At 37.6% G+C, this 24477-nt stretch carries 25 protein-coding genes; 17 read left to right on the top strand and 8 right to left on the bottom strand.

Annotated features, from left to right (window positions below):
* Positions 1-105 precede the first annotated feature (105 nt).
* The 5 genes from IEV41_RS17570 to IEV41_RS17550 all read left to right on the top strand — a co-directional run bounded on the left by IEV41_RS17570 (position 106) and on the right by IEV41_RS17550 (position 6720).
* The gene (locus IEV41_RS17570) at positions 106-693 is read left to right on the top strand and encodes a TetR/AcrR family transcriptional regulator (RefSeq protein ID WP_188389819.1); all 588 of its coding nucleotides are present in this window, start codon (positions 106-108) and stop codon (positions 691-693) included.
* Between the two features lie 141 nt (positions 694-834).
* Positions 835-1734, top strand: coding sequence for an NAD(P)H-binding protein (locus IEV41_RS17565; protein WP_188389896.1), 900 nt, complete (start codon positions 835-837; stop codon positions 1732-1734).
* Positions 1735-1814: 80 nt separating this feature from the next.
* Positions 1815-2804 carry a Gfo/Idh/MocA family protein gene (locus tag IEV41_RS17560; RefSeq protein ID WP_188389818.1) on the top strand — a complete coding sequence of 330 codons (990 nt, stop codon included), beginning with the start codon at positions 1815-1817 and terminating at the stop codon, positions 2802-2804.
* 181 nt (positions 2805-2985) lie between these two features.
* Positions 2986-4428 carry an APC family permease gene (locus IEV41_RS17555; protein ID WP_188389817.1) on the top strand — a complete coding sequence of 481 codons (1443 nt, stop codon included), beginning with the start codon at positions 2986-2988 and terminating at the stop codon, positions 4426-4428.
* Positions 4429-4536: 108 nt separating this feature from the next.
* The gene (locus IEV41_RS17550; protein WP_188389816.1) at positions 4537-6720 is read left to right on the top strand and encodes a DNA topoisomerase III; all 2184 of its coding nucleotides are present in this window, start codon (positions 4537-4539) and stop codon (positions 6718-6720) included.
* 492 nt (positions 6721-7212) lie between these two features.
* Here IEV41_RS17550 and IEV41_RS17545 read toward each other — a convergent pair whose 3' ends face one another.
* Complete coding sequence (locus IEV41_RS17545; protein WP_188389815.1) at positions 7213-8352, bottom strand: C40 family peptidase; 1140 nt, start codon at positions 8350-8352, stop codon at positions 7213-7215.
* 387 nt (positions 8353-8739) lie between these two features.
* On the opposite strand from IEV41_RS17545, the gene IEV41_RS17540 reads away from it, so the two are divergent.
* The 6 genes from IEV41_RS17540 to IEV41_RS17515 all read left to right on the top strand — a co-directional run bounded on the left by IEV41_RS17540 (position 8740) and on the right by IEV41_RS17515 (position 14559).
* Positions 8740-8934, top strand: a complete 195-nt coding sequence (locus tag IEV41_RS17540) for a twin-arginine translocase TatA/TatE family subunit (protein ID WP_188389814.1) — start codon at positions 8740-8742, stop codon at positions 8932-8934.
* A gap of 100 nt (positions 8935-9034) precedes the next feature.
* Positions 9035-10444: an L-seryl-tRNA(Sec) selenium transferase gene (selA, locus tag IEV41_RS17535; protein WP_188389813.1), complete on the top strand. Its 1410-nt coding sequence runs from the start codon at positions 9035-9037 to the stop codon at positions 10442-10444.
* 163 nt (positions 10445-10607) lie between these two features.
* Entirely contained in the window at positions 10608-11699 is a 1092-nt protein-coding gene (locus IEV41_RS17530; protein ID WP_188389812.1) for an endonuclease/exonuclease/phosphatase family protein, read from the top strand.
* A gap of 151 nt (positions 11700-11850) precedes the next feature.
* Positions 11851-12657 (top strand): GDSL-type esterase/lipase family protein, encoded by an 807-nt coding sequence (locus IEV41_RS17525; RefSeq protein WP_239534635.1) that lies wholly within the window; start codon positions 11851-11853, stop codon positions 12655-12657.
* Positions 12657-13574 carry an ABC transporter ATP-binding protein gene (locus IEV41_RS17520; protein ID WP_188389811.1) on the top strand — a complete coding sequence of 306 codons (918 nt, stop codon included), beginning with the start codon at positions 12657-12659 and terminating at the stop codon, positions 13572-13574. Before IEV41_RS17525 ends, IEV41_RS17520 begins: the two co-directional genes overlap by 1 nt.
* A complete protein-coding gene (locus tag IEV41_RS17515) occupies positions 13567-14559 on the top strand; it encodes a DUF2705 family protein (RefSeq protein WP_188389810.1) in 993 nt (330 codons plus the stop codon). Before IEV41_RS17520 ends, IEV41_RS17515 begins: the two co-directional genes overlap by 8 nt.
* A 99-nt stretch (positions 14560-14658) precedes the next feature.
* Here the strand turns inward: IEV41_RS17515 and IEV41_RS17510 are convergent, their stop codons facing one another.
* Positions 14659-14865 carry a hypothetical protein gene (locus IEV41_RS17510; protein WP_188389809.1) on the bottom strand — a complete coding sequence of 69 codons (207 nt, stop codon included), beginning with the start codon at positions 14863-14865 and terminating at the stop codon, positions 14659-14661.
* A 213-nt stretch (positions 14866-15078) separates the two neighbouring features.
* Here IEV41_RS17510 and IEV41_RS17505 point away from each other — a divergent pair, with 213 nt between their 5' ends.
* The 3 genes from IEV41_RS17505 to IEV41_RS17495 all read left to right on the top strand — a co-directional run bounded on the left by IEV41_RS17505 (position 15079) and on the right by IEV41_RS17495 (position 18433).
* Positions 15079-16269, top strand: a complete 1191-nt coding sequence (locus tag IEV41_RS17505) for an amino acid deaminase/aldolase (protein ID WP_188389808.1) — start codon at positions 15079-15081, stop codon at positions 16267-16269.
* Complete coding sequence (locus IEV41_RS17500; RefSeq protein WP_188389807.1) at positions 16257-17570, top strand: D-arabinono-1,4-lactone oxidase; 1314 nt, start codon at positions 16257-16259, stop codon at positions 17568-17570. Before IEV41_RS17505 ends, IEV41_RS17500 begins: the two co-directional genes overlap by 13 nt.
* Positions 17571-17767: 197 nt before the next feature.
* Positions 17768-18433 (top strand): uracil-DNA glycosylase, encoded by a 666-nt coding sequence (locus IEV41_RS17495; RefSeq protein WP_188389806.1) that lies wholly within the window; start codon positions 17768-17770, stop codon positions 18431-18433.
* A gap of 51 nt (positions 18434-18484) precedes the next feature.
* Here IEV41_RS17495 and IEV41_RS17490 read toward each other — a convergent pair whose 3' ends face one another.
* The gene (locus IEV41_RS17490; RefSeq protein WP_188389805.1) at positions 18485-19303 is read right to left on the bottom strand and encodes a Cof-type HAD-IIB family hydrolase; all 819 of its coding nucleotides are present in this window, start codon (positions 19301-19303) and stop codon (positions 18485-18487) included.
* Between the two features lie 192 nt (positions 19304-19495).
* Here IEV41_RS17490 and IEV41_RS17485 point away from each other — a divergent pair, with 192 nt between their 5' ends.
* On the top strand, positions 19496-19795 hold the full coding sequence (locus tag IEV41_RS17485) for a YwdI family protein (protein ID WP_188389804.1): 300 nt from the start codon (positions 19496-19498) through the stop codon (positions 19793-19795).
* A gap of 68 nt (positions 19796-19863) precedes the next feature.
* Entirely contained in the window at positions 19864-20232 is a 369-nt protein-coding gene (locus IEV41_RS17480; protein WP_188389803.1) for a DUF423 domain-containing protein, read from the top strand.
* A gap of 37 nt (positions 20233-20269) precedes the next feature.
* On the opposite strand, the gene gerQ is transcribed toward IEV41_RS17480, so the two are convergent.
* The 3 genes from gerQ to hemQ all read right to left on the bottom strand — a co-directional run bounded on the left by gerQ (position 20270) and on the right by hemQ (position 22038).
* Entirely contained in the window at positions 20270-20680 is a 411-nt protein-coding gene (gene gerQ / locus IEV41_RS17475) for a spore coat protein GerQ (RefSeq protein WP_188389802.1), read from the bottom strand.
* Positions 20681-20698: 18 nt separating this feature from the next.
* Positions 20699-21127: a cell wall hydrolase gene (locus IEV41_RS17470; RefSeq protein ID WP_188389801.1), complete on the bottom strand. Its 429-nt coding sequence runs from the start codon at positions 21125-21127 to the stop codon at positions 20699-20701.
* A gap of 167 nt (positions 21128-21294) precedes the next feature.
* Positions 21295-22038 (bottom strand): hydrogen peroxide-dependent heme synthase, encoded by a 744-nt coding sequence (hemQ, locus tag IEV41_RS17465; protein ID WP_188389800.1) that lies wholly within the window; start codon positions 22036-22038, stop codon positions 21295-21297.
* A 252-nt stretch (positions 22039-22290) separates the two neighbouring features.
* Between hemQ and pta the strand changes: the two genes are divergently transcribed.
* Positions 22291-23262 (top strand): phosphate acetyltransferase, encoded by a 972-nt coding sequence (gene pta / locus IEV41_RS17460; RefSeq protein WP_188389799.1) that lies wholly within the window; start codon positions 22291-22293, stop codon positions 23260-23262.
* 105 nt (positions 23263-23367) lie between these two features.
* Here pta and IEV41_RS17455 read toward each other — a convergent pair whose 3' ends face one another.
* Positions 23368-23535 (bottom strand): hypothetical protein, encoded by a 168-nt coding sequence (locus IEV41_RS17455; protein ID WP_188389798.1) that lies wholly within the window; start codon positions 23533-23535, stop codon positions 23368-23370.
* Between the two features lie 30 nt (positions 23536-23565).
* Positions 23566-24420, bottom strand: coding sequence for an octanoyl-[GcvH]:protein N-octanoyltransferase (lipL, locus tag IEV41_RS17450; protein WP_188389797.1), 855 nt, complete (start codon positions 24418-24420; stop codon positions 23566-23568).
* Between the last annotated feature and the right edge of the window lie 57 nt (positions 24421-24477).

Genomic DNA, 24477 nt, shown 5'->3' with positions numbered 1-24477 from the left:
CAGATTAACGTTGATTTGGAAAAGTTCTTTTTATAATTTGTTGCATGAGCGAAACAAACAGAATATACTGTTAATTAAACAGTGGTCAATAAGAAGGTGAAAAAGATGTCCCCAAGAAAAGTAGTAGCACAAGAACTATCGCGAGACATGATTATAGAGGCAGCGAGACGTTTATTTGTTCAACACGGTTATCAGCATACATCAATGAGACAAATTGCGAAGCAGCTTAACTATAGCCATGGTGCAATTTATTATCATTTTCAAAACAAAGCAGAATTATTTTATGCAATTGTTGATCAAGATTTTCTTATGTTAATGGAAATCCTGGATGATGTGTTGAATAAAGAGATACCTTCAAAGGTGAAAGTAAGGGGAATTCTATTAGGGTTTATCGAATTTGGTATTAAGAATCCAAGTCATTATGAAATGATGTTCCTATTAAAGGATGAGACTGTGCATTCTTATTTCGCAGAAGGTCCTAATAAGAGTTATGACAAATTCGCATCTTCTATTTATACGTTGTGTGAGAAAAAGATAGACTTGAAGGAGATTTGGTCTGTGTTCCTTTCATTGCATGGATTTGTTGCACATTATTGTCGATTGGATCAAACGTATGAAGGCATCAAAGTAATGGCTGAAGCACATGTGGATTTTTTAATGCAAATACTTGTATCTCGAATGAACGAGAAGTAAAGTTTCGTATTCGCGGAGAGATACTTCTGCGAATACGAGGATAAATATACGATACAATTATTTTTTTACTATTAATTGAACGATGGTTAATTAAAAGGAGGAAAAAAGGTGAAGGTATTAGTATTAGGAGCTTCTGGCGGCATGGGGTATGCACTTGTAAAGGAGTTATGTGCAAGAGGAATTAGTGTTGTAGCATTTGCACGAGGAAAGGAGAAATTACGTCAATTGTTTCAGCAGGAAAAGCTTGTAGAGATTATTGGAGGAGATGTTTTTAATCTTGAAGAAGTAGAGAAAGCGGCACAAGGTGTAGAAATCATCTTTCATGCTATTAATGTCCCATATGAAGAATGGACGGATAAACAACCACAGCTTTTAGCGAATATTTTACATGTAGCGAAACAACGAGCTACTAAATTAGTAATGGTAGACAATATTTACGCATATGGAAGAAGTAACGGTAAGAAAGTCACGGAAGATGTTCAGAAGAATCCTCATACAAAGAAAGGAAAGATACGCCTCCAATTAGAGAAAATGGCGAAACAATCAGGAGTGGATGTGTTAATTTGTCATTTCCCCGATTTTTATGGTCCACATGCAACGAATACGCTTCTTCACTTTACACTTGAGCAGATTGTACGAAATAAACGTGCAATGTTTGTAGGGGATTTACACATTGCAAGAGAGTATATCTACACACCAGATGGAGCGAGGGCGTTAGTCGAATTAGCACTGCGTAACGATACGTATAATCAGAACTGGAATATACCAGCTAGTGATTTGATCACGGGGACAGAAATAGTTTCTCTTGCACAAGAAATAATCGCATATAAAAAGAAAGCATTTGTTGTGAAAAAAGGATTTATTCGTATGTTAGGAATGTTTAATAAAAATATGCGTGAAGTAGTAGAGATGTTCTATTTAACAGAAGAGCCGGTCATTTTAAGTGGAGAAAAGTATGAGCGAGAAATAGGGCTATTTCCCTGTACTTCTTATCAAGAAGGGATACGTCAAACGTTAGAAAGCATTCAACAGCAGTCGTAAATGATACATGGTTTGTTTGAGATATAAGGTGGATAGCGTTATTATAGTAGAATAAGAACAAAAGGTATGGGGGCATGTATATGGTGCGTTTTGGAATTATCGGTACAAATAAAATAACAGAAACATTGTTAGAAGCAGCAAAGACGGTAGAAGGTTTTAATCTTGCAGCTGTTTATTCAAGAAAAGAAGAAACAGCACGCGCGTTTGCAGATAAATATGAAGTGGAACATATTTATACGAATATAGAAGAAATGGTAGCGAGTGACACCATCGATGCAGTATACATCGCAAGTCCGAATGCTTTGCATGCTGAACAAGCAATTGTATGCATGGAACATGGAAAACATGTCTTATGTGAGAAAGCAATCGCTTCTAATACAGCTGAATTACAAAAAATGATTGATACAGCGAGGAAACATAATGTTGTGTTAATGGAAGCGATGATGTCAACGATGACCCCGAACTTTAAAAGTATCCTTGATAACTTGTCAAAAATCGGCAAAGTACGTCGCTACTTTGCACAGTTTTGTCAATATTCATCTCGTTATGATAAGTATAAGCAAGGAACGGTTCTGAATGCATTTAATCCAACATTCTCGAATGGATCACTTATGGATATCGGTATTTATTGCGTGTATCCGATGGTTGTGTTATTTGGTGAACCAATGGCTATTAAAGCCAATGCTTTCATGTTAGACTCGGGTGTCGACGGTGAGGGAAGTATGTTAGCGACGTATGAGGAAATGGAAGGTGTCCTCATGTATTCAAAAATTACAAACTCCCATTTGCCATCTGAAATTCAAGGAGAAGAAGGAACGATTGTAATCGACCATATTAACACGCCTACGAAAATAGAAATTCGTTATCGTGATGGTCGAGTTGAAGACATTACAGTGCCACAAGAGACAAATATTATGCGTTATGAAGTAGAAGAATTTATTTCACTTGTGCAATCTGAATCACAGCAATCGTCCATTAATTCACACAAACATTCGATGATTGTAATGAACCTTCTAGAAGAATCACGAAAACAAGTCGGATTAGTTTTCCCAGCAGATACGAATAAATAAAGCGAAAAAGAGCAACCATTGCACATATAGGTTGTTCTTTTTTTATGTAGATACAATGAATTTGTGAAAGTTTTAGGAATTAATCATGTTAAATATATATATATAAACTATTTTATAATAATGTATAAAGGTAATATTATAAATAAATGATTTAGATAAGTAGAAGGGAGATTTCTTCATAATGAGCAATGCGGAAGCTAGGAATTTGAGATGGTATAACATTGCATTAATGGCCTTTGTATCTGTTTGGGGGTTCGGTAATGTAGTAAACAACTATGCCAATCAAGGATTGACAGTTGTGACATCTTGGATATTAATTATTGCGTTATATTTTGTACCGTACGCTTTAATGGTTGGACAGCTGGGATCAACATTTAAGGATGGACGTGGTGGAGTAAGTACATGGATTAAAGAAACAATGGGGCCGACGCTCGCATATTTAGCAGCGTGGACATATTGGGTTGTTCATATTCCATATCTTGCCCAAAAGCCACAAGGCATTATGATTGCATTAGGGTGGGTAATTAAAGGAGATGGAAGTTTCGTAAAAGAATTTTCACCTCTCGTTTTACAGGTTATTTGTTTAGTTGTCTTTTTATTTTTCTTATGGATTTCTTCAAAAGGTATTTCCTCTTTAAAGCGAATTGGAACAGTCGCTGGTATCGCGATGTTTATTATGTCGCTCTTATTTATTGTATTGGCGGTATCAGCTCCAATGATGACCGATATTAAGGTCGCTACTGAAAATATGAGTGTAGATACATTTATTCCAGATTTCAACTTCGCATATTTTACGACTATTTCGATGTTGGTGTTTGCAGTAGGTGGTTGTGAGAAAATATCACCATACGTAAACAATACAAAAAATCCAACAAGAGAGTTCCCTAAAGGAATGCTTGTCTTAGCAGGAATGGTCGCACTTTGTGCCTTATTAGGTTCATTTGCCATGGGGATTTTATTTGATGCGAATAATATTCCAGCTGATTTAAAGATGAATGGTCAATATTATGCATTTCAAATGTTAGGGGAGTATTATGGATTCGGTAATTTCTTCTTACTTTTATATGCTGTTGCGAATACATTAGCGCAAATTTCAGCGTTAGCATTCTCTATTGATGCGCCATTGAAAGTATTATTAGCAGATGCAGATGATCGTTATGTTCCAAGAGGATTAACAAAAACAAATAAAAATGGTACGCCAATTAACGGGTATATCATGACAGCAGTATTAGTAAGTATTTTAATTATTGTTCCGGTGTTTGGTATTGGTAACATGAATTCTTTATTTAACTGGTTATTAGATTTAAACTCTATTGTAATGCCGCTTCGTTACTTATGGGTGTTCCTGGCGTATATGGCATTAGTGAAGGCAATTGATAAATTCGGATCAGAATATAAATTTGTGAAGAATAATAAGATTGGTTTCTTTATTGGTTTATGGTGTTTTGTATTTACAGCGTTCGCCTGCTTAATGGGTATGTTCCCGAAAGTAGAAGCATTTACGAGTGAGTGGTACTTCCAATTAGCTTTAAATGTTTTGACACCGTTTATCTTGATTGGTTTGGGCTTAATCCTTCCACTTATCGCTAAGAGAACGAATGGTAAATATAAAGAAGCAAATTAATAGACGAAATCCCTCTTATACATAGAGGGATTTTTTTGTCTTTTCTTTCGTATGGTACAATAGATAGCAGATGAAAGAAAAAATGCACGAGAGAAAGGAATTTATTCAATGAGTAAAGCAGTAGTATTAGCAGAGAAACCGTCTGTCGGTAAAGATATAGCGCGCGTTTTACAATGCCATAAGCAAGGAAACGGTTATATGGAAGGGGATAAGTATATTGTGACATGGGCGTTCGGTCATTTAGTCACACTAGCGGATCCAGAGGTGTATGATGCGAAATATAAAGCATGGCGTATTGAGGACCTACCGATGCTACCCTCTCCTCTTAAATTAGTAACGATTAAGAAGACGAACAAGCAATTCCAAACGGTGAAGTCTTTAATGAATCGTCAAGATGTAAAAGAAATTATTATCGCAACGGATGCAGGACGTGAAGGAGAACTTGTTGCAAGATGGATTTTAGAAAAAGCACGTGTAACAAAGTCTGTAAAGCGACTATGGATTTCATCTGTCACAGATAAAGCGATTAAGGAAGGATTCCGACGTTTAGAGGACGGAAAGAAGTATGAAAATTTATATGCAGCTGCGGTGGCGCGTGCAGAAGCAGATTGGTTAGTAGGAATTAATGCAACGCGAGCATTAACATGTCAGCATAATGCCCAGCTATCATGTGGAAGGGTACAAACACCAACATTAGCAATGATTGCAACGCGAGCAGAAGAAATCAAGAACTTTAAGCCGAAACCTTTCTACGGCATCACAGCGAAAACAGACAATATTCGATTTACGTGGCAAGATGCGAAAACAAATGATACAAAAACATTTGATAAAGCAAGCTGTGATCAGTTAATGGATTCATTACAAGGAAAAGAAATGACAGTAAAAGAAGTATCAAAGTCCTTGAAGAAAACATATGCACCACTTTTATACGATTTAACGGAATTACAGCGTGACGCGAATAAGCTGTTCAGTTATTCTGCGAAAGAAACATTATCAATTATGCAGAAGTTATATGAAACACATAAAGTATTAACGTATCCACGGACTGATTCACGATACTTATCTTCTGATATTGTTGATACGTTAAAAGACCGTTTGCATGCATGTGCAGCAGCACCGTATAAAAAACATGTAAATAAGTTAGTGATGCAGCCAATTAAAGCGAATAAATCATTTGTGAATAATGAGAAAGTATCAGATCACCATGCGATTATTCCAACAGAGGAAAGTGTTGTATTACAATCTTTAAGTGATAAAGAGCGTAAAATATATGATTTAGTTGTAAAGCGTTTCTTAGCGGTGCTTTCGCCTGCATTTGAATATGAACAAACAACTATTACGGCAATGATTGGTGACCAGCGCTTCAGTGCAAAAGGAAAGCGCATTATAAAGCAAGGGTGGAAAGAAATATATGATAATTCTTTCGACGAGCAAGATACGGATGATCAGCAGTTACCAGGAATAGAAAAAGGAACGGCACTGCGTGTAGCGTCACTTGTACAAACACAAGGAGAAACAAAGCCACCTGCACTATTCACAGAAGCGACGTTGCTATCAGCAATGGAAAATCCAGCAAAGTATATGGCTGGCGAAAGCAAAGAATTGAAGAAAACAATTGGCGAAACAGGTGGCCTTGGTACAGTTGCAACACGTGCTGACATCATCGAAAAGTTATTCAATAGCTTCTTGCTTGAAAAGAAAGGGAAAGATATTTTCATTACGTCAAAAGGAACACAATTGCTCTCCCTTGTGCCGGATGAACTGAAATCTCCTACTTTGACAGCACAGTGGGAGCAGAAATTGAGTATGATTGCAAAAGGTTCTCTACGTAAGCAAGCTTTTGTAACAGACATGACACAATACGCAAAAAAAGTTGTACAAGAAATTAAAAATGGTAGTAAGAAGTTTAAGCACGATAATGTAACAAGTAAGAAATGTCCGGATTGTGAAAAGTTTTTATTAGAAGTAAACGGTAAGAAAGGTAAAATGCTAGTTTGCCAAGACAGAGAATGTGGTTATCGTAAAGGAGTATCAAAAGTAACGAATGCACGTTGTCCGAAATGTTACAAACGATTGGAGCTACGTGGTGAAGGTGATGCCCAAGTATTCGTATGTGTCGGTGTTGGTTGTCGCCATAAAGAGAAACTATCTACATTCAATGAACGTAAAAAGAACGACAAAAACAAAAATGTTTCAAAACGAGATGTTGCAAAGTATATGAAAAACCAACAAAACGACGAGCCGTTTAATTCGGTACTAGCAGAGAAACTTGCTCAACTTAAATTGAAATAAAAATGAAATAAAAAAACAAGTTTTCTATTGCAGAAGGCTTGTTTTTTTATTTTTCTTATGTTACATTAATGTTACAAAGATTACTTTTGTTACTATAACATAACTTAATAGAAACAAAGTGTTATAGAAAGAAGACAAAAAATATACATAAAGGTGGAATAGAAAATGGAAAACAAACAAGAAATGGTAGTATTCGGAGCAATGGATTTCGTAGGAGTATTAGGTGGAGCAATCGTATTAGGTACAGTAGTTAGTTTCTTAGTAACAATTCTGTAATATAAGATAAATAGAAAAGGAGAGAGTGAATATGCAAACAGAACAAATTATGAAATACAGTGCAGGAGAGTTCTTCGGATTAGTAGGAGCAGCAATCGTGTTAGGAGTAGTAGTAAATGTACTTGCGTCGATTACGTTATAAACAATATGAAAAATAGGGTCTAATCTTTACATTACGTAATGATTAGACCCTATTTTTATATGATTCTATCTATATTAGAATCGACCGTATCCTAAGAAGTGTTTTTTATTGTATGAACTACTAAGGTTTGAGACAGCAATTCCTTTATCACCAGCGTGAACCATTTGATTGTTTCCAATATAAACGCCGATGTGAGAAGGACCTTTTTTGTATGTATTCTGGAAGAATACTAAGTCACCAGGTTGAGGAGAAGAAATCTTTTGTACCTGTCCCCAATATCCTACAACATTTGTACGACCTACACCATATACATAAGAAATAAATCCTGAGCAGTCAAATCCACGTGGACCAGCAGAACCCCAAATATATGGTTTACCTAATTGGGCCATTGCTTTTCCAATAACGCCACCACTAGCAGGAGGTGTTGTTGGCTGTTGTGTTGGTTGTTTATTTACAGGAGCCTCATTTTCAACATCTTCTTGGCTACTTTGAACGAAAAGTGCCTGACGTTGTAATTGTTCTTCCATGTTTAATTGGTCTAATTGGTTCGTCGAAGATTCCATTTCATTGACGATTTTCTCTAACTTAGCTTGTAACGTTGCTAATACATCGTTTTTCTTCTTTTTGTTATCTTCTAATTCTTGTTTCTTCGCTTGTAATAACTCTTCGTATTTCACTAAGTCGTTCTTTTTCGCTTCAACAAGTGCTTTTTCTTCTTCTACTTTCTTCTGATCACGATCTAATTGTTTCATAATCTCTTCATCAGATTGGAAAATAAGTGTTAATGAATCAAGACGACTGAACATATCTGCAATATTTTCAGAGTTTAATAATACATCAACAACTAAGTCTGTTTTATCACCTGTTTGTAAAGCAGAAACACGCTTTTTTAAAATGTCTGTACGAGCTTCGATTTGTTTCTCTAACTCTTCGATTTCTTTTAATTTCTTTTGAATATCAGCTTCTGTGACTTCGATGTCCTTTTGTGTAGTAGCTAATGTGGATTGATTTTCTTTAATATCTTTGTCTACTGCTTCGACTTCTGTCTTCAAGTCATTCATTTCTTTTGTAATAGCATTAGCTTCTTCTTTTTGTAAGTTAATTTGTTGTTGTAATTGTTCTTTCTCATTATCCGCTTTTGCCACTGGAGCAAAAGAAGAGAACATCATAACACCTGCTAAAATTGACGAACAAATTATGCGTTTACCTTTCATTAGTTCATACACCCTTCTTCTTCTTAGTTTGCTATATTCTTTATACCACAAATTAGCAATAAAAAAATCTGTTTAGTTGAGATGTTAAGAAACTGTAAAATAAATGTAACATTGTCTTATATTTAGTCGAAGTGAGAGAGTGCTTGTACACATATGAGCAAAAAATATGCCGAAATTAGAAGGAATATAGGAAAAAGAAGTAGCATATAGTAGTAGAATGGTCACCGTTCGACAGTATCGTGAAATTGTGTAGAAAAGGTTACTTTCTGGTAAAATAAGAGGAAGAGAGTGAACGGGTAGTTTCTATCTGTTCATGGTATGATGGAAAAGGGAAGGGAATACTCTTTCATAGGAGCTATTTTTAATACAAAAAAGGAGGGGATCGGGATGTTCTCTAATATTGGGATCCCGGGTTTAATTCTTATTTTAATTCTTGCGCTTATTGTCTTTGGGCCACAAAAGTTACCAGAGTTGGGGCGTTCATTCGGTAATATGTTAAAAGAATTTAAAAAAGCGACTGGCAATTTAACAGATGAAATAAAAGAAGAAGCAAAAGAAGTAAAAGATGCAATTCAAAAATAAACGACCTAGTGAAAGGTCGTTTTTCTTATGGATTCATGCAGGAGTCAGAAAGGAGGGTGTGGAAATAGACGGAAGATAGAGTGAGGAAAGGAGAGCGGACATGATTCATTATTTGCGTCAATTGCCGGTTATAGAAGAGTTCAAACGAGACACACGGTTTCTTGAGATGATGGGAAGGTACGACATGACGGAAGCAACTTTGTTGGCCTTGATTGAGGAGGAGCTTGCAGTACACCGTAAGCAAATATTAGAAGGTACATGTACAATCTCTATTCCCTCTAAGCATGCTTTTTTAGATGAGATTTTTTTACAGGTGGAGAAAGTAGCGCTTGGTAATGTTCATTATTCATTAAAACGTGTCATTAATGGGACAGGTATAGTTTTAGATGAATCATTGGGGCGAGCAAGACTGAGCCAAGAAGCTATTCGCCATATAACAGAAGTTACGGCTAATTATACGAATGTTGGGTGTGAAGGTGCACACAAGATAGAGCGTCCAAGAGATGTTACAGTGGAAAAGGTAATTCAGCAAGTAACAGGTGCAGAGGCCGCAATGGTTGTCAATAATAATGCGGCGGCTATGTATATCATTTTGAGAACATTTACAAAAGATAAGGAAGTACTCGTATCACGTGGTAACCTTATTGAATTAGACAATTGTTTACGAGTAGAGGAAATCGTAAAGGAAAGCGGTGCTATTCTTAAAGAAGTAGGGTCCATAAATAGAACGTATGTTGAAGATTATGAACGATTACTAAATGAAAGCACCACATTATTGATGAACATACATGCAAGTAACATACAAATAGATGGATTTACTCATCTACCAGACCGACAATCATTAATTAATTTTTGCCTCCAACATCGTTGTATTTATTATGAGAATATGGGAAGTGGAGCATTAATTGATTATCATATGTATGGCATAGGGAATGAACCAATTGTAAAAGAAGTAGTGTCATTAGGAGCAGGTATAGTGTCATTTAGTGGAGATAAGCTTCTTGGTGGACCACAGGCAGGTATTATCGTAGGAGAAAAGCGTTATATTGACGAGTTAAGAATGCATCCATTGGCCCGTGCCTTACGAGTGGACAAGATGAGGCTAGCTGCACTGGAAGCAACACTACTTGCCTATACAAAAGGTACAGAAGAAATGATGCAAATTCCGACTGTTCATGCCATTTTAGAGGAAAAAGAAGCGATTAAAGACCGTGCAGAGCGATTTATGTATACGTTAGTAGGGGAAAGCACGGAGTATGATGTAGAAATACAAGAAGCTGTTTCGGATATCGGAGGGAATATTATAGCGAAGGTGGAGATACCTACATATGTAGCGGTTGTTTCACACCGATGGAAAAGCAATCAAGAGTTAGCAACTTTTCTTTCTACAAGAGAGCTAAGTATTATTGCACGAACAGAGTATAGTAATCTCGTATTTGATTTCCGAACGATTATGGAAGACGAGGTAGATTTAGTGATTGACGCTCTTCTTGAAGGAGAGGAGATATGAAGAAGGAAGTGCATAAAACACATTTTATGGTAGAGTTATCTCCCTTTTTACAAAGATATTCGTGCAAATAAGGTTATTTTACATGAAAAAAAATCTTGTTTAGTATATTGTAGAAAAGGAACAAATTACTTCATGTAAAAATAACAGAAGAGGAGCATCTTAGATGAAGAGGGGAAATGAAAAAAGCATTCTAAAAACAATCCTTTTATCCTGTTTAGGATTTATTCTTTTTGTAGGCTTAGCTATAGGTGGATTCATTCTATATATGGTAATGACAGATTATAAGCCGCAGTCAGTAGAAGAGGTAACGATTGAAAACAATCAGAAAAAAGTAATACAAGCTGGGGAAGAATTAACGGGTATTACATTTAACATTGGATATGGTGGTTTAGACGAAAGTCGCGATTTCTTCGAAGATGGTGGGGAAATGTCTCGTTCTGAAAGCAAAGAAAAAACAGAAGAGAATATGAAACATATCGGAGAGTACTTAAAGCAAGCAGACCCATCATTTGCTTTATTACAGGAAATTGATGTTGATTCGTATCGTAGTTTCCACGTGAATGAAGTGAAGTATTTACAAGACATTTTAACATCACATAGCTCTGTATTTGGTTTAAACTACAAGGTACCTTGGGTGCCAGTTCCGGTGTTTGACCCTATGGGGGGAGCACATAGTGGTGTATTAACATTCTCGAAATACGAGATGGAAAAAGCAACACGTTATGCACTACCAGGTCAAGAAAACTGGCTACGTCAATTATTTGAGTTAGACCGTGCGATGGTTGTTCATCGTCTACCTGTTGATAATGGAAAAGAGCTAGTACTTATCAACGCTCATTTCTCTGCATATGATAAGGGTGGAGAAGTACGTAAGCAACAAATGGCATATGCAAAAGAATTTATTGAAAAAGAATACAAAGATGGTAACTATGTAGTCATTGGTGGTGACTGGAATCAGCTCTTCCCAGGAACAAATGTAGATTCTTTAAATAACAAAAAAGTAGCAGAATTGCCATCTTGGCTTCAAATCCTCCCTGAAGATTTCCTTCCAGAAGGATTCCAGTGGGGTAGTGATGTAACAGTCCCAACAAGTCGTAACTTAGATACACCTTACAAAAAAGGTGAAACATTCGTATCGGTAATCGATGGCTTTGCTGTATCACCAAATGTGGAAATTACAGAATCAAAAGGAATTGATTTAGATTTCCAACATAGTGATCACAATCCTGTTCAAATTACATTCAAATTAAAGTAAGTGATAAAGGCTATTTCTTTTCGGAGAGATAGCTTTTTCTATTTTGGTTTCAAGTCTGAATATTGGTATACTACTTTGTATACTAGGAATTTTTCGTAAAGGTTGTAATAAATTGAAATACAGAAAAAGGATGGAAGTGAGGGTGGTGGCAATGAAGCAAATCTTACTCCGAGGTGTCATCGTAGTAGCCGTTTTATGTACAGGTCTATTTGGATACGGGCTTGTAACAGGAGCAAGGAGTGTTCTGTATCCAACGGGAGCAGCAATTGAAAAATTACAAATAGAAAAAAAAGAAAGAGCAACAGATGAACCGCTTCAAGTTGTTTCACTAGGAGATTCGTTAACGCGAGGAGTAGGTGATGACAAAGGTTTAGGGTATATCGGGAGATTTCGTGATGAGATGGCTACTGTGTGGAAGCAGGAGCTAGAAGTGGCTAATTTGGCAGTGAGCGGTGAGAAGGCGCCAGATTTACTTGCCCAATTGAAAAAGGAAGGCGTTCAATATACGGTGAAGCAAGCTGATATGCTCGTCTTAACAATTGGTGGCAATGATTTATTCCCAGGTGCTAGCAAGTTACAGCAGCTAGATTTAAAAACATATAAGGCTGATATTGATTCATTCACGAAGAATACGAAAGAAATTTTAACGACTCTTCGTACGTTAAATGAACAAGCGCCTATTTATTGGCTTGGACTATATGATCCGTTTGAAGAGGTAGAAGGACTAGATGGCTCATCACAATTTGTTGTGGAATGGAATAAAGCGTTGGAACATATTGCTACTACATACGAAGATGTCTATGTAATCCCGACTTTTGATTTATTCCACGGGAAAGGAAAAGACTTCCTTTATACGGATCATTTCCATCCGAATAAAGAAGGATACCGTCTCATGGCAGAGCGCCTTACACAAAAAGTTACAAGTCAGCTGAACTTACAGAAAGGTGGAGAGGATTGATGAAATCGGTACTTTCTGTTAATGGACTTACGAAGAAAATTGGAAAGAAGACGCTTGTCCGAAATGTTTCATTTGATGTCAAAGAAGGAGAAGTATTTGGGTTTCTCGGACCTAACGGTGCAGGAAAGACAACAACAATTCGTATGCTCGTCGGGTTAATTAAACCAACGGAAGGAAGTATCACAATTACTGGGTACAATGTTCGGAAGTCCTTTAAAGAGGCGATGCGTCAAGTGGGTAGTATCGTTGAGAATCCAGAGTTATATACATACTTAACAGGGTGGGAGAATTTGAAGCAGTTTGCGAGAATGTTAGGTGATGTATCAGATGAACGTATTCGTGAAACGGCGAAAAAAGTACATTTAGATCACCGTATTCATGAGAAGGTGAAAACATATTCACTAGGAATGAAACAACGGCTTGGTATTGCACAGGCATTATTAGGAAATCCGAAGTTGCTTATTTTAGACGAGCCGACAAATGGATTAGATCCGGCTGGTATTCGTGAATTACGTGAATTTGTTCGTTATTTAGTAGAAGAAGAGAATATTAGTGTTTTTGTTTCTAGTCATATGCTACATGAGGTACAGATGATGTGTGATCGAGTAGCGATTATTAATCACGGTGAGACGGTAACGGTCGCGACGATGGATGAACTAGTTGAGAGAACGGCAGAGAGAGTAGAATGGACGATTGAGCCTTTGCAAGCAACGAAAGCTTTACTTGAACAAGAAGAGGATGTCTATGATGTGGTGGAAGAAGACGGAAAACTACTGTGTCGCATGCCAGTAGAGAACATTCCTATTTATACGAAAATGTTTGTTGAACAAGGTATGCATATTCAAGGTGTCCGTACGGTGGCAGTGACTTTAGAAGACTTATTTATGGAATTGACAGGTGGTGAGGGGAATGCGTGAGTTCGGTTCATTAGTATATAACGAAATGGAAAAAATTTATCGTAAGAAGCGTATAGCGGTTATTGTTCTTATCCTCTTAGTCCTTATTCCGATGTTTGTGTATGCACAGTTCCGCCAAGTACAGACTGTTGTGGATCGCTTAGGTACAGACGATTGGCGTATTGCTCTGCAGCAACGCATTGTTGATTCACAAAACCGCTTAAATAGTTCCGGCATGCCAGAAGAATGGAAGAAATGGTTAAAAGTACAGGTTGAACAATGGCAATATTACTTAGATCATGACATCGATCCAAATTCACCAGGAGCGGCGACTTTTGTGCGTGAATTTGTACAACAAAGTATTACGTTATTCCTTCCGTTGCTTGTCATGATTGTCGCCATTGATATTGTATCGGGTGAGCGGAGTGATGGAACAATTAAGCTACTGTTAACGCGGCCGGTACGAAGGTGGAAGATACTACTGAGTAAGTATGTGACGGTTATTTTATTAGCTTCGCTTATTCTTTTCTTATTAGGCGTGCTTTCTTATCTTATTTCAGGGATTATTTTTGGCTACAAAGGGTGGGACTTACCTGTCTTATCAGGGTTTGTTATTGAGAATGGAAGCTTAAATACAAATTACGTGCATCTTATTCCGCAATGGCAATACATTTTAATGGCAATGGGTTTAGCCTGGTTCGTGTGTGTTGTTGTCGGAACAATTTCATTCATGGTATCTGTATTAGTAAGAAATACGCCAGCAGGAATGGGGATTATGTTAGCAGCACTTATTGCAGGGAATATCTTAAAAGGATTTGCAACTGCATGGGAAGATGCAAAGTATATTTTCAGCGTGAACTTAGAGTTAACAGATTATTTGGCGGGACAACTTCCTATGATTGAAGGGATGACACTTAGTTTCTCTTTAATGAATTTAGCTGTATGGGGAATTGTATCACTTATCATTTCGTTTGTGGTCTTTACGCGACAAGATATGTTGAACTAAAGAAGAGAGGTTGCCAGATGGCAACCTCTTTTTTATGTGGGAGTGTGTGTTTATTTAACTTGTGATACGGGGAGATTCATGATGCAGGACGCAAGTCGGTTACGATTGACTTGCGCTCTTTCCAAATGTTCGATATAACATCGTCACACTTGCTAACATGACGATATTTAGGGCGCTAATCCAAGCTCCTAACGTAATAACTGCTTCTGTAAAAGAATGAGTACCAGAATACGTGAAGCTAAGGATAATAAATGCCAAAGAAGTTAGTAACGATATAATCATTTGTCCTGTATTTCGAATGAACATTTTCAACATCCTTTCTTCTATTTATGTAAAACAGACGTAGTTTTAATCTGAGTGAATATGTATATCATACAAGGGTCATTTGAACTCTGTGTGAACTTCATGTGAAAAGTGTTACATTTATTTTTATTTTCAGAATTAAAAGGGATATTATTTACCTTAGTTGTATAATCGCGTAAAATGTTCTTAATATTCAGTTTAAAAGAGGTGTAGAAGATGGACAAAGATTATGCGTACTACAAACAAGTCTTTCGCGAAATCGAAAAACCATTTGCCTTTTTGGATTTTGATTTATTAGATAAAAATATTGAAGCTGTATTAGACAACAGTAATGGAAAGCAGATCCGGATTGCGACAAAGTCATTGAGGAGTATTGGGGTGATACAATATATTTTTCAATCTAGTCCTCAATTTCAAGGGCTAATGTGCTTTTCTCCTCAAGAAGCTTTCTATTTAGCTAAACAAGGATTTACTGATTTACTCTTGGCTTATCCTGTCTATGATGAATTTGTTATCAAAAAGTTACTTCGCTTAAGTAAAGAATATGTTCCTATTACCTTTATGGTAGACTGCTATGAGCATGTGAAGCAGTTAGAAAAATTGGCGCAAAGTGAAGCGGTACGTGTGCCAATTTGTATTGATTTAGATATGTCTTCTGTAATTGGTTCTTTCCACTTCGGTGTTCGTCGTTCTCCATTACAAACAAAAGAACAAATTTTACATATTGCCGAATGTATTGCTTCATCTCCTTACATGTATCTAGATGGGCTAATGGGATATGAAGCACAGATTGCAGGTATTGGCGATAATAACCGTGATCATTTCCTTCGCAATCATATCATTCAGCGGTTAAAAAAATATTCGACACGAGAAGTAATGGAGAAACGAGTTGAAGTGGTACGTGAATTGAATAGAAAAGGCATAACATACCGATTCTTTAATGGTGGTGGAACAGGTAGTCTTCATACAACGACGAGGGAGGCTTGCATTACGGAAGTAACGGTTGGATCGGCATTCTACTCACCAACCTTATTTGACCATTATAAAGCCTTTTCCTATCAACCAGCAGTAGGATTTGCATTAGAGGTTGTAAGAAAGCCAGCGCTACACTTCTATACGTGTTTAGGAGGAGGTTATGTTGCTTCTGGCGCAGTTGGAGAGGATAAGTTACCGTCCCCGTACTTGCCCGAAGGGGCTTCGTTATTGAAAACAGAAGGGGCTGGAGAAGTACAGACGCCGATTTTATACAAAGGAAAAGAAGTATTACAACTTGGATACCCTGTTTTTATGCGCCATAGCAAAGCAGGAGAAATATGTGAGCGTTTTACGCATTTAGTATGTGTATCACAAGGGAAGATTGTAGATAAGTTAACAACATATCGGGGGGATGGACAATGCTTTCTATGAAAGAAAAGAAGATGAAGTGGCGGAATTGGTCGCGAGGAGTAACGTGCTATCCAGCTCATATTCAGTGTCCAACGAGTATGGAAGAGGTTGTCCGACTTGTGAAAGAATGTAAGGAAAATGGACAGAAAATGAGGTTAGTGGGCTCCGGCCATTCATTTACACCATTAGTAAGTACAGATGAAGTGATGGTAGCGCTCGATTATTTAACAGGAGTGATTTCCATTGATAAAGAGCGTGGAATAGCAGAAGTATGGGCCGGGACGAAACTGAAATATTTAGGAGATGAATTGTATGCACATGGTTTTTCCCAAGAGAATTTAGGTGATATTAATACCCAATCTATCGCAGGTGCAATTAGTACAGGAACACACGGTACTGGAAGAGAGTTTGGGAACATTGCGACACAATTAATTAGTATAACAGTTGTATTAGCAAGTGGAGAAGTAGTGACTTGTTCAGAAACAGAGAATAAGCATTTATTCAAAGCAATGCAAGTATCACTTGGCTTATTAGGTATTATTGTGAAAGTCGAGTTGCGAGTTGTTCCAGCACTCCATTTTGTACACGAAAGTAAACGGATGACATTGGATGTTTGTTTAGAGCATTTAGATGAGTGGAAAGAAAGTAACCGTCATTTTGAATTTTTTTGGTTTCCGCATACAGATGCGGTACAAGTGAAAATGATGAATGAGGTGGAACAGACAGAGACTGGAGAAAACAGGTGGAATCAATGGAAGAAGGTTGCGGTAGAGAACGGTGTTTACTGGATGTTATCAGAAGGTTGTCGCCTTATTCCCCAGTTAAGCAAATCTGTCAGTCGCTTATCAGCAAAAGTAGTGCCAGCAATAACAGAGAAAGGACCAAGTCATCGTTTATTTGCGACGCCTCGTCTCGTTAAATTTAATGAGATGGAGTACAGCATTCCTGCCGATGCATTAAAATCTGTCATCTTGGAGATGAAAGAAGCCTTAGAGACATATAAATTCGATGTTCATTTCCCTATCGAATGCCGCTATGCAAAAGGGGATGATATTCTTTTAAGTCCCGCTTATGGGCGTGATTCTGCTTATATTGCCGTCCATATGTATAAAGGGATGCGCTACCAAGATTATTTTCGTGTGATGGAAGAAATTTTTCAACAGTATGAAGGGCGTCCTCATTGGGGGAAAATGCATTCCTTTTCATTTGATAAAATTAATGAATCGTATCCATTATTCCAAGAGTTTTTAGCTATTCAGCAAGAGCTTGATCCACAAGGGTTATTTGTGAATGATTATTTACGTGGTTTGTTTCGGCTATAATTGTGGATAGTAATAGGGTAAGTCGCACGCATTTCTTTTGTATGCGACTTTTTTTGTGTATAAAATGATGAAATGATACACATTATGTGGATGAGTTATGAAAAATGGTATGATAAAAGTGGTTATCCACATGTGAATAAAAAGGAAGTATCTGTAGAGATGTGGATAAGGCGGTAAAAAAGAAAGGGAGACCAAAATTGCTACATAATCAATGGTATAGGCTCATTCGTGAAGAGTTTGAAAAAGATTATTTTAAAAAGCTACAAGTGTTTCTGCAAGAAGAAGAGAAACAGTATGCTATTTATCCCGCAAAGGGAGATAGATTTCATGCACTTGAAGTAACGGATTATGAGGATGTGAAAGTAGTCATTATTGGACAAGACCCATATCACGGGGAAGGACAAGCACATGGATTAAGTTTCTCTGTGCAAAAGGGCGTACGTATTCCACCATCACTCCGTAATATCTTTAAAGAATTACATGCAGACGTTGGCGTAGCTATTCCAAGTCACGGTAACTTAGAGTACTGGGCAAAGCAAGGGGTATTACTACTGAACACGGTTCTAACAGTACGTCAAGGAGAAGCAAATGCACATAAAGGAAAGGGATGGGAGACGTTCACAGATAAGGTGATTTCTTTGTTAAATGAACGACAAAAACCAATTATCTTTGTATTATGGGGAAGACCAGCTCAGCAAAAAAGAAAGATGATTACGAACAGCCACCACATTATATTGGAATCGGTTCATCCAAGCCCATTATCTGCATCACGAGGATTCTTTGGTAGTAAGCCATTCTCGGCTATTAATAATACACTACGTCAACTGGGAGAAGCAGAAATAGATTGGGGCATTCCAGAATGATAAAAGGACGGTACATGAGTTATATACTTTGCGTACCGTCCTTCTTCTTTCTTATTTTACTAGCTCTGCTAGAATAAATGTCTCTACTACTTTGGCAACGCCGTCATTCATGTTCGTATCAGTTACATGGTTTGCGATTGCTTTAATATCATCAGGAGCATTTCCCATTGCAACGCCAAGCCCCGCAAATTTAATCATTGCAAGGTCGTTGTAGCTATCCCCCATTGCAATAACTTCTTCTTGCTTAATACCTAGTTTATGAATCAGTTGGTGTAAGCTTGTTCCTTTATCTACGCCAGCTTCTGTGAATTCTAGGAAGAATGGCTTTGAGCGAGCAACGTTTAATTCACCAGCTAATGTTTGTTGTAATTTAGCTTCTACGGCCATAAGTTTCTCTGGATCAGCTACCATTAATGCTTTAACAACAGGTTCTGTTACAGCATTCACAAAGTTTGGTACTTCTTCAATTGGCATGCCGGTAATTTGTGCTTCTACCTCTGTATAACGATTGTTTTCTTCTGTTACAATCGTATCTCCTACGTACGTATGAATCCATACACCTTCTTCTTTGCTAATCTTGTATAGATTATGAATCGTTTCTGGCGGAAGTGTACTGCTGAATACTTCTTCTTTCGTTTTGAAATCCGTAATTTTTGCTCCGTTGAACGAAAGAATGAAGCTACCATATGCATCTAATTGTAATTCTTTTGCGATATCAATCATCGCATACGTTGGACGTCCAGAAGCTAGTATGACCTTTACACCTGCTTCTTGTGCATCCATTAATGCCTTTTTCGTACGTGGTGAAATTGTATGATCATCACGTAACAATGTATCATCTAAATCAAGCACAATCATTTTATATCCCATTGCTTGTGTCCTCTCCCTCGTTGAAAATCTATTTTTATCGTATCAGCCGAATCTTATTCTAGCAATAGTAAAAATTAGTTAGGATGGTAGCTCGATTGGACGGTAGATGTGGCTTTCATTTATAATGAATGTTCAAGATGAAAGATAGGTATGAGACTAAATATAGAAGAAAGTTTTGATAGAGGTGAAATCATGCAAATTGGAGCAGAGAAATTAATCCAAAAAATGATGAAAGAATTACAAGGAGCACTTGTGGAGAATGGGAATGAACAAAAAGTGCGTGAACATATGCTAGTTGTTCGTTCTCTTTGTGATGTTATGTTAGATAAGGAAGAAGGGTACACTGCACCGAGCTATACGATACCAAGTCCAGCACCAACTCCGGTTTCGATCCCGGCGCAAGTTCACATCCCATCTCAATCTGTGCAACAGCCAATTGTGATGCCAAGCACGACAAAGGAAGTGCAAGGTGAGTCGTTACTCGATTTCTAAAAGGTGTATTAGTTGGCAGTATCCTGTTATTTTCATAAAATGAAAGAAAAGCAGAAAAAGGTGATTTTATGAAATTGTTTATTATACTAGGTAGTGCAATGGCGTTCTTGTCTGTGGCGTTAGGGGCTTTCGGTGCACATGGATTAGAAGGTAAACTATCAGAACGAATGATGAATATATGGCAAAAGGCTGTTACATATCAAATGTTTCATGCAGGAGGATTATTTGTAGTGGCCTTCTTGCTTGATAAGTTCCCGAACTCAAGTACATTAGTATGGGCTGGTTGGTTAATGGTTGCTGGTATTCTACTCTTCTCAGGTAGTTTATATGTATTAAGTACAACTGGTATTAAAGTGTTAGGTGCTATTACACCAATTGGTGGAGTTGCATTTTTAGCAGCGTGGATTTTAATTGGAACTGCGATGATAAAAGGGTGAGAAAAAGAGCTTGAAGCGCTGCTTCAAGCTCTTTTTCTTATCTTCCAGGTAAACCGCTATCTGCTCCACCTGGAAAGCCAGGAGGTACGTAATTAATCTCCCCATCAAACGTAATGTAGTCTAAGTAAACCATTAATAATAAGTAACGCATACCTGTTGCAGGATCACTCAAAATAAGATGATCGCGTCCTGCTGCCTCGATAATCCCTTTAAATATTTTTGATTTCCACTCGGAGTTTCGTTCAAATGTCATGTAAACAGTTGCCATCTTTCCTTTGTTCAAACGCAAAATGTTTTCTACATATGATTGTTCCATAGGGAGCATTCCCGGTACGTTTTGTCCAGGAGCACCAGGTTGCCCTCCTCCTAGTTGTTGAGGTGGCAAAAAGGTACCAGATGGTTGATAAAAACTACCGAATTGACTGAACTGATATGGATTATACGCCATGTAAGAGCCTCCTTTAATTTAAATACTATACACTTTCGGACAATCTTTACTTGTAGGCTGATAGAAGCAATGCTTTTTATACCTACCTGAATTTTTTTGATTGAACCATGTCGGCGGACAATTTCCTGCAGGACGGAAAAACCATAGACCATTTGATGCAGGGTGGAAGCGTTCGCCGTTTACAACACGTCGTGCTAAATCAATTTCAGATTCACGCGCCCTTTGGTAAAAGTATCCTTTTTGTGTTGCTTCAAAACCACCAGGATTTTGGAATACCATTTGTTCGATATTTGTAATTTGTTTAAAGTCTAAGCAATCGCCAAGGACACGATTGACGCCAACATTTCCAACCATCAACATTCCTAATGTACCTTCCCCTTCGGCTTCTGCCCGCATGAGCCTTGCTAATAGTTGAAGATCTTTCTCCGTATACTTTATTACGCTCACATCAACACCCCTTTATGAAATAGGTCGTTGAACGTTTATTTGCTCTTGGATTTTTCTGTATCCACTAATTATAGGTATGAATGAAAGGAATAAGTTATGACAAACACCTATACAAAAAAAGCCCTTGTCCACGGAAGTGGAAAGGGCTTGAATGACTTTGTATTCAATTAAACATGGAAGAACTGCGGAATATTCTCTGCATGTAGGATATTTCCGACAAAGAAAGAACCAAATTCCCCGTAGCGCGCGCTTACTTCATCAAAGCGCATTTCATAAATTAACTTCTTAAATTGAAGCGGGTCATCTGCAAATAATGTTACGCCCCACTCATAATCATCGAAGCCTACTGAACCAGTAATGACTTGCTTTACTAGACCAGCATATTGTCTGCCAATTTTACTATGGCTATACATAAGTTGGCGACGCTCTTCCATCGGTAGCATGTACCAGTTATCTGCCCCATCACGGCGCTTGTCCATTGGATAGAAGCAAATATGTTTTGCTTTTGGAAGAGTAGGATATAGTCGTGCCACAACATGTGGGTTTTGATATGGATCTTCATCTGCTGGTAAGTAGTTGCTTAGTTCTACCACAGATACGTAAGAGAAAGCAGGGATTGAAAATTCTGCTAACATTGTTTTGTTAAATTCCATTTCAATTTCATTTAACTCTTCCATTGTCGGGCGAAGAATCATGAACATGAAATCTGCTTTTTGTCCAACAACTGTATATAATGCTTGGCTTCCTTGCTTTTGCTCTTCTGCTAATCCCCATTTTTCTAAGAGGTTAGTAAATTCAGCTAATGCTGTTTGACGCTCATCGTTCGTTAATAATTTCCATCTAGACCAATCGATTAATCGGAAATCGTGTAAACAATACCAACCATCTAATGTTTTTGCAGCTTCACTCATTTGTATATTCACTCCTTGAACTGTTATAGCAAAATTGAAAAAAGACTATAACACAATTTGAAAAAGTAGCTTGCCATCTTCTTCAGTATATAGATGTGGCGAGGAACTTACAAATATTATGTATAGGATGCTCGAAAAGTCTGAAAATATAAATTTTTGGTTTTTTGACATTTTTTCTTCTCAATACGTTTAAATTATAATGAAAAAGTTTTATGCTAATAATAATGCTATATATACTTAGGAGGATTTTCAGTGAGCGATTTATTTAATGCAGTGAAAGAAAAAGTGCAAGGCAAAGATATTAAGATTGTTTTACCAGAAGGAATGGACGAGCGTATTCTAGGAGCAGCAGCTCGTCTTGCATCTGAAAAAGTAGTACAGCCGATTTTAGTTGGTAATACAGATGCGATTAAAGCAAAAGCAGCAGAATTAAATGTATCAGTTGATGGTGTAGAAATCTATGATCCAGAAAACTTCGATGGCATGGATGAGTTAGTAGCTTCTTTCGTAGAACGCCGTAAAGGAAAAGCAACAGAAGAGCAAGCACGTCAAATCTTAAAAGACGCAAACTACTTCGGTACAATGTTAGTATATACAGGAAAAGCACATGGTTTAGTAAGTGGAGCAGTACATTCAACAGCAGATACAGTGCGCCCAGCATTACAAATCATTAAGACAAAACCAGGCGTTTCAAAAACATCTGGTGTATTCATCATGGTTCGTGGTGAAGAGAAATACGTAATGGCTGACTGTGCAATCAACATTTCACCAAACAGCCAAGACTTAGCTGAAATCGCAATCGAGAGCTCGAAGACAGCTGAATTATTCGGTATTGCCCCACGCGTTGCAATGCTAAGCTTCTCAACAAAAGGTTCAGCGAAATCTCCTGAAACAGAAAAAGTAGTAGAAGCAACACGTATCGCACAAGAAATGGCACCGAACTTAACATTAGATGGTGAGTTCCAGTTTGATGCGGCATTTGTACCATCTGTAGCAGCTTCGAAAGCACCAGGTTCAGTATTAAAAGGTGATGCAAACGTATTCGTATTCCCAAGCTTAGAAGCTGGTAACATTGGCTACAAGATTGCTCAGCGTTTAGGTGGATTTGATGCAGTAGGCCCAATCCTTCAAGGTCTAAATATGCCAGTAAATGATTTATCTCGTGGCTGCAGCACAGACGATGTATACAAGTTAACATTAATTACAGCAGCACAAGCAATCTAATAAATCAAAAGCGAGTAGAACATAGTGTTCTACTCGCTTTTTTTGTTCATATGTACTGTCGCTGTACAGACAGAGAAGTTACGATTTCTAGTACATGCTGTGTTGTTACTTGAAAATATTTTCTTTGTTACGGTTCTTTTTCATGAATAGGCTAAGCCACAGTACGCTTAACATGCCAAGAATTACTTCCGCTATTGTCGTTGTCCCTACATATAACATAACCGTATTACAGATAATAGCGAGTAAACAAATTACTTGAAAGTTGAATTTCACGTGTACATCCTTCTTTCTATTTAGATCCATTTATCTGTAAGTAGAAAAGAGGGAACCTAGTGCTTTTTCATTACGATCAATCATGCGCTTTAAATGATGTTCGTATAACGTATGTTCTTCTTCAGTTAATCCTTCTGGTTGCAAAGCTCCTCCGTATCCGTGCAATGTCTTCATGAGGCGTAACATGACGTCTGCTACTGTTAAGTTTGTATTTGTCAATTCACTTAATGAAGCCATCGTTTTTGGTACGATTGTTGGATATTCAAATTTTGTTTCAGTGCCTTTTAACGCTTTCTCATAGAAATGCTGAATAAGCGCTGCACGTTCTGCTCCACTGTTATCAATACAAAGATAGATTTGGACCGCGATTCCTTTTCGGATGCGACGTTGAGAAATACCCGCGAATTTTTGGTCTCGTATGCTTAAGTCATAGCTTCCTGGACAGTATGATCCTACAATTTCTTTTGCTTCAATATTTACATCAAAATCAGCAAACATATCTTGAATAAGCTGCCACATAGCGTCATATCCAGCATCAATATCAATGCTTCTCTCTGCTTCTGGAAGAATAAGCGAGATATTTAATACGCCCTCATCTAATACAACAGCAAGCCCGCCAGAGTTGCGTACGATAACGTTATAACCTTGTTCCTTAAGAAATGTCACACCATCTTCTAAATAAGGTAGTTTCGTATCTTGAATACCAAGAACGACTGTATTGTGATGTACCCACGTACGGCATGTAGCATGGGAGGTTCCATTTCCGACTGATGTGCATAGTGTATCATCCATCGCAAATGATTGGATACCATGGAAGAGTGGGCCAAGTGTCGATTGATCGATGAAACGCCACGCTTCTTGGTGCAATAAAGTACTTTTATTCATTGTTTCTTCCCCTATGAAATAAGTCTAGTAGATTGTTTCTTTTCAAATTGTACTGAA

This window comes from Priestia taiwanensis, from assembly GCF_014638355.1.
In the GTDB taxonomy this organism is placed as follows: domain Bacteria; phylum Bacillota; class Bacilli; order Bacillales; family Bacillaceae_G; genus Priestia_D; species Priestia_D taiwanensis.
The sequence above is the reverse complement of the archived record's forward strand: the minus strand, read 5'-3'. Positions and strand labels throughout refer to the sequence as shown.